The sequence below is a fragment of the Lysinibacillus sp. 10T31 genome (assembly GCF_056394365.1).
In genome coordinates this window covers 38581-50775 of the sequence record NZ_JBFTHS010000027.1, presented here as the reverse complement: position 1 = coordinate 50775, position 12195 = coordinate 38581, and the positions used below count along the sequence as shown (strand labels likewise).

Below are 12195 nucleotides of genomic sequence, written 5' to 3'. Positions count from 1 at the left end.
TAGAAAGGGTGGTTTTCAATGGCAGATGAAATGCAGACAAAAGGCGATGAGCAGCGCAGTTATGTAGTTGCTGGTGCCAAATTATCGTGCTCGCAGGGCGATCAGACAAGCATATTAAAGATGCCTGTAAGCCATGGCGTTTATACAAAAGACAAGGCAAAGATGAACACGATGGATTATAAGCCCTATGTCAATATTCAGCCATTTGGTTTATGTCAAACATTATCTAATCCTACGGTGGCAGCTGCAACAGCGGCTAATAATGGTGTCTTGAAACCGATGCCGTGTACACCAGTAGTCACGATGCCATGGATTAACGGAAAGTCTGATCAGTTGATTGAGAATTCTCCCGCGCTTATCAATCAATCTACTAATATGTGCATATATTGCGGGACGATAAAGGTAGAAGATGATGGTCAAGAATAAGTCATCATCCACTGAGGAAAGAAGGGTATTCATGTGAACACGTATGAGGAAGTGATTGGATACGGAGAGCTTGAACTCGTATCCCCCTATGAGGTTCAGACGTTGCATGATCTCAGCTTGACCCAAACTGTGAATGACCATGCAAGGTTATCAATTACGGGATTCATCCCAGAGGAGAAGAAAGATCGCTGTATGCAGATTGCCAGCAGTTCAGATCGGATAGAGCTCTATCAAAAACGCAATGGACAGCGTGTGCGACCGCTTTTTAAGGGGCAAGTATCTGAAGTGGCCGTTCGTATGGTGAGAGGCGTGTACCAAATTGAGTTAGAGGCGGTGTCATCTACATTTACCCTAGATTGTAAACGCAATGCTCGCTCTTTCCAGCATGACAAGATGACGTATAATGCCATGCTTAAGAAAGTACTTGCTAACTATCCAGGCTCCGATGTTATTGACACTGCGTCAAAGGCTACTCCTCTAAAGCAATTTATATTACAATATAGGGAGACGGACTGGCAATTTCTAAAGCGCATGGCCTCGCATTTTCGAACAGTGCTTGTACCAGCAGTAGATGCCGATAAGCCTAAGCTATGGTTCGGTCTCCCAGAAGGTCGAATAGAAAAACTGTCAGCTACTAGCTATACAATCACCAAGGATCGTTCCAAGTATTTACATACGCTGCAAAATGACATTGAGCGACCAATGGAGGAGCATAATACAGTATCCTATGTAATCGAGTCCAAAAAAACATTAGCACTTGGTGACCGTGTCCAACTCCAAAACAAGAAGCTAGTTGTGGCCAAATCCATAGCACGCATGCGACAAGGTGTCCTTACATATGAATATCATCTACTGTCCGAGGCAGGCATTCGTCAAGAAAGACTAAACATTCCGTCCCTGTCAGGCACAGCGATTGAGGGTAAGGTATTAGAGGTCAAAAAAGATCAAGTATGCCTGCACCTATCCATTGATGAGGCACAAAAAAAGGAAGAAGCCACATGGTTCTCACTTGCAACGCTTTATACTGCAGAAGGGCATAGCGGCTTTTACAGCCCGCCAGAGGAAGGCGATAGCGTTCATCTTGCCTTCCCGACACACCGGGAGGAAGCAGCCGTTGTCCGCCACAGTGTACGAAAGAGCGGCGACGCCAACCCAAAGACAGCCGATCCGAAAACGTCCTACTGGGGTACGCCAAAAGGCAAGGACATCAAGCTAGACGCACAATCTGTCACATTTACTGCACAGGAAGGCGCCGTTTTCCTAAAGTTAGATCAGGGAAGCGGAGTAGAAGTACATAGTAAGCATCCGCTAACACTAACCACCAATGATACGATCACCTTTGCAGGTAAAAGCATCTCCATGAGCGCAACAGAATCTATGCGCTTAACATGTGGCTCCAGCAGTCTCGTTTTTGATGGAATCACCGATATTCAGGGACAGGTTGTCACAATGGAAGGCTCGAACAAAGCACCTGTAACCGTGTCTAATACATCGGGAGAAGGCGCTGACCTTGACTCCGCACTAGACGTCATGGGCATGATCCCTATTGGTGGGGGTGATGCTTAATGGCGAAGAAGGGTAAAGGATTCTTCGGAGCAGTTGGCAGTTTCCTTGGCAGTATCCCTGCCGTTAAGAAAGTAAAAAAAGCTGCGAAGTCTGTTAAAAAGAAAATCAAAAAGGCCAAAAAGAAACTAAAGAAAGCCTTAAAAAAAGCAAAGAAAAAGCTCAAGAAAAAGTTAGGCAAGGTCTTGACAAAAGCCAGGAAGCTAAAAAATAATTTATCCAAGAGCAAATTGGTCAAGAGGTTTAAAAAGGCTGTGAAAAAAGCAGTTAAAAAGGCCAAAAAGTATGTAAAAAAAGTTGTAAAGACAGTTAAAAAGGCAGCGAAAACAGCTGTTAAAGCAGTTAAAAAGGCAGCCAAAACAACTGTTAAGGCGGTTAAAACCGCAGTAAAAACAACTGTTAAAGCGGTGAAAACAGCTGTTAAGGAAGTTAAAAAGGCAGCCAAAACAATTGTAAAGGAAGTTAAAAAGGCAACAAAAGAAGCTGTCAAAGTCTATCAGTCGTTAGAAAAAATGGAACCTCTAAAAATCACTAAAGATATGTCTGCTAAAGAAAAATGGTTACGAGAGGGATACAATGCAAGCTTAAATTTAGCTCAAAAATCCAAAGGAACGTTTGACGGAACCGTAGATGCAGTGAAAGGTGTATATGATGATTTAAAAGAATTAGTGACTAATCCGATTGGAGTATTTAAAAATACGGTGGAAGCAATTTCACACCCTATTGAAACTGCAAAAACCATAGGTAATTCAATTAAAGATTCCTTTGAGAGAGATGTCGTCAATGGGAATGCATATTCACAAGCATACTGGGGTACTAAAGCAACAATAAACACTGCAACTGCTGTGGTTGGTACAAAAGGTCTTGGTTCACTAGCAAAAACAGGGAAGCTTCCTAACGTTAAAACGCCAGATATTCCTGCGAAATTTCCAACCAAACAAATTGATCCTATAGGAGATCAACATATTATTGATAAAGTAGCAGAAGCTAGGGGACAATTAGGTAGAAGATATAAGGAAAAAGGTAACTTTGCTTATGCTGAAGTAAATATTTCAGGAGTTAGTAAGAAAGATTTTTATGCCCATAGCAGAATTCAAGATCGCGAGAAAAATATACCTGGTGCTGAAGAGTTTTCATTTAAACCAGATAATCCAACATTTAAAGCAATTGATGCTCCTGATAAATCAGGAGAAACTTTTTTTAGAGATGTAGATACAGAGTATAAAATTTTAAATGATTTAGCAGAGAGAATAGGAACTAATTATGAAGCAAAGGGTAAAGTAAAATTATTTACTGAAAAAGTTGTATGTGATAGTTGTGATCAGGTAATCCAACAATTTAATAAAAAATATCCGAATATTGAAGTCGAGGTAATTCATAATAGTGATAATTCTATTTCACCAAAATAATCAAGGAGGTTTTTAAATGGTTTTTAGTTATGATGAATATGAAGAGGATATTTACGAAGATTATAATGAATTAATAGAGGAAGAAAAAATTAGTAGGAGGGAAGCGTTAGCTAGGAATTTTTATGACTATGATATGTTGGCTAAAAAAAGTGAAACAGATAAAGCAATAATTTTTGTGATATTTTCAGAAATAGCAGTCTCCCATGTTAAAATTCTACATTCTTTTAAGGATTATTTGGAAAAAAATCTAACTGAATTGGATTTTAAAATAATTCAACAAGAGAATAAATTAACACCACAACAATATAGTGATTTAGCATCGAGAAAGGAACGTGTTTTACAGAAATTAAAAAACATGTCTCTAGATTATTTTCCTAGAGTTTGTTGGTATTACGACGAATTAGTAGAAGAGGTCCAAAAATTTATTAACAATTTTAAGTTAGAAAATGAAAATACCGATTCAATAGTTACTACTGTGTTGCAACGATTTGAACGAGATTGTAAGAATACTAAAAGTGAAAAGTTCATTGTCTATACAATACTTGCTGAAAATTTGTACAACCAAGGGTTAACTGGAGTAGAGGGTATTGAAGATGTTAAACATGTGTTGCAATCGTTCAGTATCGAAGATGTATCTGATGAGCAATTGACTGAAGATGAACAAGAAAAGTTAGCTGATCGAATTAAAAGTGTTTTATCTAATTTAAAATGAAATTATTGTGGTTTAATCGTTAAAAGACAATAAGTTAAAGACTATTTTCTAATAAGACAAATAATTTCTTAATATCTTAAGCCCATTAACCATACATAACAGTGGTTAAATGGGCTTTTTTTATTATTAGAATCGGAAGGACATAGCGGCTTTTACAGCCCGCCAGAAGAAGGCAATAGCGTTCATCTTGCTTTCCCGACACACCGGGAGGAAGCAGCCGTTGTCCGCCATAGTGTACGAAAGGGCGGCGACTCCAACCCAAAGACAGCCGATCCAAAAACGTCCTACTGGGGTACGCCAAAAGGCAAGGACATCAAGCTAGACCCACAATCTGTCACATTTACTGCACAGGAAGGCGCCGTTTTCCTAAAGTTGGATCAGGGAAGCGGAGTAGAAGTACATAGTAAGCATCCGCTTACACTAACAGCCAATGATACGATCACCTTTGCAGGTAAAAGCATATCCATGAGCGCCACAGAATCTATGCGCTTAACATGTGGCTCCAGCAGTCTCGTTTTTGATGGAATCACCGATATTCAGGGACAGGTCTTGACAAAAGCCAGGAAGCTTAAAAATAATTTATCCAAGAGCAAATTGGTCAAGAGATTTAAAAAGGCTGTGAAAAAAGCAGTTAAAAAGGCAGCGAAAAAAGCTGTTAAGGCAGTTAAAACCGCAACGAAAACATTAGTACAAGCAAAGAAAAATGATGTTAATGTGGCAACTAAAAAAGCAAGTAAAGCTGCAGCATCAATAGTACAAAAATCAAAGTATATAAATTTAGAAAACTCCTGTCCTGTTGAACAATCAGTAAAGAAACCAGGAATATTATTAACATTACTATCTGCAATTGCAGATTTTGTCCCGTTTCTTGGAAATGCTAAAGCTGGTTTTGAGGCGTACGAAGGATACGATCCAATTACAAAGAAAGAATTGGATTATACAGATCGAGGGATAGCCACAGCAGGTATCATTCTTGGTGGTATTGCTAAAGTAGCAAAAGGAGGGAAAGTTGCCACTGAATTAATTTCTGAAAGCAAGAACGCGACTAATGTAGCTGAAACAGCTGCAAATTCATCGAAAAATACGACATCAGTAATATCATCTTTAAAACAAGACCCTAGACTAGTTAAAGCAGCAGAGCAAATGGGTAAAGATAAAGTTATTCAACAAGAAGCAGATGAGTTAATACAAAAATTTATAAGCGGAAATACAAATCCTGGATTAGGAAGTAAGAATTTATTTGGAAATATCTCGTACTTACGTGGAAGAAATGGTGCAAGGGTATTTTATAGAATGAATGATGGTAAGATGGAGATTTTAGGTAAATCAAATAAAAAAAATGAGCAAACTGTAATTAATATTCTAAAAGAATTATATGGGGAATAAGGAGGGATATGAGTGAAAATTAATAGAATTAATTTTCCAACTTCATTACTACAAGTAAAAAATATAAAAGATGATAATATTGATATTTTTGTGGAACTAGATGATGGTTTTACCTATACTTTAGTTGTCTGTACTCCCAAGAATCTTGAGACATTAATGAAAAGAGAAAACATTGAATATCTTCCTGCCATGCCTCCAATGATTATCGTTCAAGAGATTACAGAAGAAAATATAAGAAAAGCACTTGATACTTATCTTGACAATAATGCTTATTGGTTAAAACTATACTATTTAGCTGGAGAATTTGATATGGAGATACTTGAAAATACATTAAGTAGAGTTAAATCAGAAATTGAAGAAATTTTATAAATTTTAGATTTTAAAAGATATTTATATAAAAGGTGAAATTCTGGCGGTTATCTTTAAGATAACCGCTTTTATTGTATTCGTTGAAAATCCCCTGCTGTGCAAGAGGGTCCGGATAGCTTTTAGCTATAGACAATAAAAAAAACTCCAAACGTACAATCAAGTCAGGTCTGTTCAACCGACTTCGTACGAAAGGTGCCTTTAAAAATGAATAATAAAAGTTTAGCACATACAACATGGAATTTTAAGTATCACATAGTGTTTGCTCCAAAGTATAGACGATAAATTATTTAGGTCGAATTAAAGCAGATGTAGGAAGAATATTACGCCAATTATGTGAAAGAAAAGGTATAGAAATCATAGAGAGCAACAGCGTGCCCAGATCATATTCATATGTTGGTAAGCATTCCACCAAAACTAAGTGTATCTGCGTTCATGGGCTACTTAAAAGGGAAGAGTAGTTTAATGATTTTTGATCGACACGCTAATCTAAAGTATAAATATGGTAATCATCAATTCTGGTGTCGAGGATACTATGTAGATACAGTGGGGCGGAATAAGAAAAAGATTCAGGAGTATATAAAAAATCAATTACAGGAAGATATCTTGCAAGATCAAATGACGATGAAAGCATTGATCCATTCACAGGAGAAGAAATCAAGAGAAAGAAAAAATAAGTAAGCCGCTTTAGCGGTTTGTGTGGAAACGGAGTGCGGTTGGCAGACCTTTCAGAATGTCTTTAGAAATGGGCCAGTCCCCCAGCGTTTCACGCGCAGAGCAAACGACCAGTTATACTGGTGGATTCTGATTGTATCCTTCGAAAACCCCTTGCTATGCGAGAGATTCCGGAAAGCTTTTAGCTATGGACAAGAAAAAAAAACAAATCATACAATGAAGGTGGTCTGGTCAACCGACTGCATGTGAAAGGGGTACCCAAATGGATAATAAAAGTTTAGCACATACGAAATGGATTGTAAGTATCACGTTGTCTTCGCTCCAAAGTACAGAAGACAAATCATTTATGGTCAAATCAAGTTATATATAGGCAGAATATTTAGTCAATTACGTGAAAGGAAAGGTGTAGAAATCATCGAAGCCACTGCATGTCCGAATCACATTCATATGTTGGTAAGTATTCCACCGAAGTTAAGTGTTTCGGCATTCATGGGTTATTTATAAGGAAAAAGTAGTTTAATGATATTTGAATGACATGCAAATTTAAAGTATCGATATGAAATCGTCAATTTTGGTGTCGAGGGTATTATGTGGATTCAGTCGGTCGAAGTAAGAAAGTGATTCAAGTGATTCAAGTGATTCAAGAGTATAGAAAAAATCAATTACAAGAAGATATTCCTCAGGATCAAATGACAATGAAAGAATTCATTGATCCATTCACAGGAGAAGAAATAAAGAGAAAGAAAAAATAAGTGAACCGCTTAAGCGCCTGCACCTATCCATTGATGAGGCACAAAAAAAGGAAGAAGCCACATGGTTCTCACTTGCTACGCCTTATATAGCAGAAGGACATAGCGGCTTTTACAGCCCGCCAGAAGAAGGCGATAGCGTTCATCTTGCCTTCCCGACACACCGGGAGGAAGCAGCCATTGTCCGACACAGTGTACGAAAGGGCGGCGACTCTAACCCAAAAACAGCCGATCCGAAAACGTCCTACTGGGGCACACCAAAAGGCAAGGACATCAAGCTAGACCCACAAGCTGTCACATTTAATGCACAAGAAGGCGCCGTTTTCCTAAAGCTGGATCAGGGAAGCGGAGTAGAAGTACATAGTAAGCATCCGCTTACACTAAAAGCCAACGATATCACCTTTGCAGGTAAAAGCATCTCGATGAGCGCAACAGAATCTATGCAAATAACCTGTGGTACTAGTAGTCTTGTCTTAGATGGCAACACCGATATGCAAGGACAGGTTGTGAGAATGGACGGCTCCAACAAAGCACCTGTGTCTGTATCCAATAAATCGGAAGATGGAGCTGACCTTGGCTCTGCATTAGACGTCATGGGCAGTATCCCTATTGGTGGGGGGGCTGTTTAATGGCGAAGAAGGGTAAGGGCTTTTTAGGGGCAATCGGCAGTTTCTTTGGTAGTATCCCTGTCGTTAAGAAAGTTGTAAAGACAGGAAAGCGTATGTGGAAGGGCATCAAAAAAAAGGGAAAACAACTGTTTAAATTTTTTAAAAAGTTTATGAAAAAGCTTGGCAAGCTATATACAAAGGCACGAAAAAAAGCAAGAAAGCTCAAAAAGTGGGCCATCCGATGGGGGAAGCGTACTTGGAAGGCGGGAGTACTCTGGTTAAAAAACACTGCCCAGAAGGGAGCAAGGTGGGTAAAACAGAAATCAAAACAAGTGTACCAGAAGACAAAACAGGTGTACGAGAAGACAAAACAGGTGTACCAGCAGACAAAACAGAAAGTAAATGAACAAGTAAAAAAAACAGTTGAAGTATTGAAGCAAGAAATGAAAGTAGAGTCTGAAAAATGGAAGAAAGAGTTTGAAAAATGGAAAAAAGAGACTGAGTTATTAAAAAAAGATTTTAAGTTACTAAAGGACGATCTTGGATTATGGCTAAATAATGATGGGAGATCTTTCAAGGAGAAATGGGAAGAATCAAAAGGAAATTTAAAAGAATCTAATGAAAATCTCAAAGAATCCATTGTAAATATCACAGATTCGAACCTACCTGCAAAGAGTGATAATATAAATAGATCCTTCAGAGAAACTACACAAGCAGATATTGAACTTGTTGGAAATTTAAGGGAAAAATATAATGCTGGTAAAAGAAGGAATGTCGCGGGGGCGAAAGGTAAAATAGACGGTGTGGATATAAATTTGGAAAGCGTTAGTGGAGAGTTTACAAATAGTGATTACTTTAATAAAGGTAACTTTATGCCCCCACAACCAAAGGATTATCATTATGAAGGCCCAATCAGTGAGTTTACAAGTCATACTGAACAAAAAATTGTAGAGTTTTTAAGGCTGGAATATAAAGATAGGCCGGATGTAAAGGGAAGGATTGAAATTATTTCTGAACGTCCGTATTGTGATAATTGTATTGATTTAGTTGATCAATTCCAAAAAGAATTTCCAAACATTGAAGTAATTCGTGTTGAAGTAATTCCAAAAAAAGGAGAATAATAATGGTATATTTAAATGAATTTGTTGCCCAACTTCAAAAAGACAAAATTCCTATGCAACCTTGTACAAAGGAAGAAGTAAATGAAGTGAAAAAATTGATAGGAAATAATAAACTTCCTGAAGCATACATTGAGTTTCTTGAAGTAATGGGTGGAGGAACAGAGCATACTTTTTTACGAGGTGAGTCATGTTTTATTGACGAGTTATTGGAGTTAAACGAATGGGGAGCAGAATTATTAGAAGAAAATAACGTGCAGTTGAGCCTTACTCCTAACGACTTTGTATTTTGGATGAGTCAAGGGTGTATGTTTTGTTTCTTTAAATTAGATGAGGGTGAAGATCCTGCAGTCTATTTTTATTCTGAAGGCAAAAAGAAAGATGGTTTTTATAAGATTACAGATACTTTTACAGAATTTTTACAGCGTAGGTATATAAAAGATAAGTATATTTTTCAAAAAAGGGATTAAAAGGTTATTATAATTTACTATGGATATTTTTAGCTCACAAAATCATAATTGCTTCATTACAATAGTTATTATCATAAGCTAAAAAAGCTTTTCATCTACTCAAACAGCTCATACAACCATTTTATTGGTAAGTGTGAGCTGTTTATTTTTGCATTGTGACAAAGTCGACATTTTTTGAAATAAGTTGTCCCTTCCTATATAAAAGACTAAACATTCCTTCACTGTCAGGCATAGCGATTGAGGGAAAGGTATTAGAGGTCAAAAAGGATCAAGTACGCCTGCACCTATCCATTGATAAGGCACAAAAAAAGGAAGAAGCCACATGGTTCTCATTTGCTACGCCTTATACTGCAGAAGGACATAGCGGTTTTTACAGCCCGCCAGAGAAAGGCGATAGCGTCCATCTAGCCTTCCCGACACATCGGGAGGAAGCAGCCGTTGTCCGCCACAGTGTAAGAAAGGGCGGCGACTCTAACCCAAAAACAGCCGATCCCAAAACGTCCTACTGGGGCACACTAAAAGGCAAGGACATCAAGCTAGACCCGCAATCGGTGACGTTTACCGCAAAGGAAGGCGCCGTTTTCCTAAAGCTGGATCAGGGAAGCGGAGTAGAAGTACATAGTAAGCATCCGCTTACACTAAAAGCCAATGATATCACCTTTGCAGGTAAAAGCATTTCGATGAGCGCAACAGAATCCATGCAAATAACCTGTGGTACTAGTAGTCTTGTCTTGGATGGCAACACCGATATGCAAGGACAGGTTGTGAGAATGGAAGGCTCCAACAAAGCACCTGTATCCAATAAATCGGAAGACGGAGCTGACCTTGGCTCTGCATTAGACGTCATGGGTATGATCCCTGTTGGTGGGGGTGGTGCTTAATGAAAGGCTTTTTTTAAGCAGTCGGCAATTTCCTTGGTAGTATCCCTGTCGTTAGGACAGTTGTTAAAGTAGGTAAGAGAGCGTGGAAGGGAATCAAAAAATTTGGAAAAAAGCTAGGGAAATTTATAAAAAGGTTTGCGAAAAAATTGGGCAAGATCTATACAAAGGCACGGAAAAAAGCAAGAAGGCTCAAAAGGTGGCTCATCCGACGGGGGAAGCGTATTTATAAGACGGGAACGCTCTGGTTAAAAAACACTTCCCAGAAGGTAGGTAGGTGGGTACAACGGACGTCAAAACAAGTGTACCAGAAGGCAAATCAATATTATAACAAAGCTGTAAGCGTAGTAAAAACCGCTGCAAAAGAAGTTGCCAAAACCTATGTGGCAATAGAAAAAGGAATGTTTGATGCAAAAGTAGATATAGTGAAAGAAGTATTCGGTGAAGTAAAAAAATTTGTGGCCAACCCAATTGGATATGTAAATGATTCAATAGCTGGGACAGTGGAAGGTGTAGCGAATCTAGCTCTCCACCCAGTTCAAACAGTTACTGCGATAAAAGATTCGGTAAAAGACTCTATTGAGAAAGATGTCATCAACGGGGATGCATATTCACGATCATACTTTGGAACTAAAACAACATTAAGCGTGGTCAAGGAACTTTTCGGTAGAAAAGGTACTGGTCTTTTGAACAACATTCCTATTCCTAATTCTAAGAACGGTATAATAACGAATACAACACACCCTAACCTAAGTAAAGATCCTAAGAAGCCTAATGAGACTGGAGGATCACCTCATGAGAAGGTGAATTATGGTGATCATTTCACTAAGAATGGTAGAAAAAAAGTTTTAAAACCAAATGTAGAATACAAATCACCAGATGGTTATACTTATCGTACGGATAGCAATGGACGTATTATCGATTGTGAGGGAACTCTTTTATTAGGTACAGCAGACCGAAATGCTTACGCACAGAGGACAGTGGGAGGAGAATACAGAAAACCTGATGATGACGGTGGACATTTAATAGGAGCACAGTTTAGAGGGCCAAAGGATATTGATAACTTAGTTCCACAAAATAGTCAGATTAACCGTTCTGGTGGTGAATGGTTCAATATGGAGACTGAATGGGCGAATGCTTTGAAAGAAAATCCACCGAAAAAAGTTACTGTACAAATTAATCCGATATATTCTGGGGATTCAACGCGACCAGATTCATTCAGAGTTGAATACGAAATTGAAGGGGACTTCCCAGTGATTCGTGAGATTGCAAATAAAAAAGGTGGTTGATATTGATGAGTTTTGAAATAGAATTAAATAAGCTATATAAAGAAATAGCGCAGCAGGTTAATGATATGGTTCCTGTTGAATGGAGTAATTTCTATTTTAATGGTGAGGTTAAGGATAAGGACGGAGGAGTTTTTTTCTTTTTTAGACCTAAAGGTAATGAAGAGAAATACGTTTTTTCACATTTTATTCCAAAATTATATGATGTAGATAATAGGGTTTATAATAAAGAACTGCATAAATTATTTGAACTAACTGTTAAACTTCAAGATGTGTTTATTGATCACGACCAAGAACCTTGGTTTTCAGTGACATTATTACTTAATGATACTGGTAAATTAAATGTACATTTTGATTATACAAATTGGCACAAAAGTGAATTTGGCCCAACGGCAAGGATTAAGTATTTTGAGTATAAACATGTAAGTAACGACAATGAAAAACTAGATTTAGATTTAGATTTAATAGAAAGAATGAAGAAATTTGAAGAAAATAAAATGTGAATTTTCCTCTACACCATGATTTTTTAAATGGTGATGTTACAGGTGT

General features: G+C 37.9%; 13 protein-coding genes and 3 pseudogenes. All 16 read left to right on the top strand.

Going from position 1 to position 12195, the window contains the following annotated elements; all coding sequences use genetic code 11:
• Positions 1 to 18: 18 nt before the first annotated feature.
• The 16 genes and pseudogenes from AC1DCY_RS16460 (at position 19) to AC1DCY_RS16385 (ending at position 12149) form a co-directional block, all read left to right on the top strand.
• Positions 19 to 426, top strand: a complete 408-nt coding sequence (locus tag AC1DCY_RS16460; protein ID WP_337989495.1) for a DUF4280 domain-containing protein — start codon at positions 19 to 21, stop codon at positions 424 to 426.
• Positions 427 to 618: 192 nt separating this feature from the next.
• The gene (locus AC1DCY_RS16455) at positions 619 to 1992 is read left to right on the top strand and encodes a contractile injection system protein, VgrG/Pvc8 family (protein WP_477351868.1); all 1374 of its coding nucleotides are present in this window, start codon (positions 619 to 621) and stop codon (positions 1990 to 1992) included.
• Positions 1992 to 3398, top strand: a complete 1407-nt coding sequence (locus AC1DCY_RS16450; protein ID WP_477351828.1) for a deaminase domain-containing protein — start codon at positions 1992 to 1994, stop codon at positions 3396 to 3398. Before AC1DCY_RS16455 ends, AC1DCY_RS16450 begins: the two co-directional genes overlap by 1 nt.
• Before the next feature lie 16 nt (positions 3399 to 3414).
• Complete coding sequence (locus AC1DCY_RS16445) at positions 3415 to 4110, top strand: Imm3 family immunity protein (RefSeq protein WP_477351827.1); 696 nt, start codon at positions 3415 to 3417, stop codon at positions 4108 to 4110.
• 372 nt (positions 4111 to 4482) lie between these two features.
• The gene (locus tag AC1DCY_RS16440; protein WP_477351826.1) at positions 4483 to 5496 is read left to right on the top strand and encodes a pre-toxin TG domain-containing protein; all 1014 of its coding nucleotides are present in this window, start codon (positions 4483 to 4485) and stop codon (positions 5494 to 5496) included.
• A gap of 12 nt (positions 5497 to 5508) precedes the next feature.
• Positions 5509 to 5865 (top strand): hypothetical protein, encoded by a 357-nt coding sequence (locus AC1DCY_RS16435; RefSeq protein ID WP_477351824.1) that lies wholly within the window; start codon positions 5509 to 5511, stop codon positions 5863 to 5865.
• A 204-nt stretch (positions 5866 to 6069) separates the two neighbouring features.
• Positions 6070 to 6539, top strand: a pseudogene (tnpA, locus tag AC1DCY_RS16430) (IS200/IS605 family transposase).
• Positions 6540 to 6799: 260 nt separating this feature from the next.
• Positions 6800 to 7289: pseudogene (gene tnpA, locus AC1DCY_RS16425) on the top strand (IS200/IS605 family transposase).
• Positions 7253 to 7459 (top strand): annotated as a pseudogene (locus tag AC1DCY_RS16420) (phage baseplate assembly protein V); the annotation flags it as partial. The pseudogenes tnpA (AC1DCY_RS16425) and AC1DCY_RS16420, both read left to right, overlap by 37 nt.
• A gap of 249 nt (positions 7460 to 7708) precedes the next feature.
• Complete coding sequence (locus tag AC1DCY_RS16415; protein ID WP_477351822.1) at positions 7709 to 7915, top strand: hypothetical protein; 207 nt, start codon at positions 7709 to 7711, stop codon at positions 7913 to 7915.
• Complete coding sequence (locus AC1DCY_RS16410) at positions 7915 to 9015, top strand: deaminase domain-containing protein (RefSeq protein WP_477351820.1); 1101 nt, start codon at positions 7915 to 7917, stop codon at positions 9013 to 9015. The genes AC1DCY_RS16415 and AC1DCY_RS16410 overlap by 1 nt, the downstream gene beginning before the upstream one ends.
• Before the next feature lie 2 nt (positions 9016 to 9017).
• Positions 9018 to 9482, top strand: coding sequence for an SMI1/KNR4 family protein (locus AC1DCY_RS16405; protein WP_477351819.1), 465 nt, complete (start codon positions 9018 to 9020; stop codon positions 9480 to 9482).
• A gap of 155 nt (positions 9483 to 9637) precedes the next feature.
• Positions 9638 to 10363, top strand: a complete 726-nt coding sequence (locus AC1DCY_RS16400; protein ID WP_477351817.1) for a phage baseplate assembly protein V — start codon at positions 9638 to 9640, stop codon at positions 10361 to 10363.
• Positions 10364 to 10445: 82 nt separating this feature from the next.
• Positions 10446 to 10592, top strand: a complete 147-nt coding sequence (locus AC1DCY_RS16395; RefSeq protein WP_477351815.1) for a hypothetical protein — start codon at positions 10446 to 10448, stop codon at positions 10590 to 10592.
• 70 nt (positions 10593 to 10662) lie between these two features.
• The gene (locus AC1DCY_RS16390; RefSeq protein WP_477351813.1) at positions 10663 to 11649 is read left to right on the top strand and encodes a DNA/RNA non-specific endonuclease; all 987 of its coding nucleotides are present in this window, start codon (positions 10663 to 10665) and stop codon (positions 11647 to 11649) included.
• Positions 11650 to 11654: 5 nt separating this feature from the next.
• The gene (locus tag AC1DCY_RS16385; protein ID WP_477351812.1) at positions 11655 to 12149 is read left to right on the top strand and encodes an immunity protein YezG family protein; all 495 of its coding nucleotides are present in this window, start codon (positions 11655 to 11657) and stop codon (positions 12147 to 12149) included.
• The last annotated feature ends 46 nt before the right edge of the window (positions 12150 to 12195 follow it).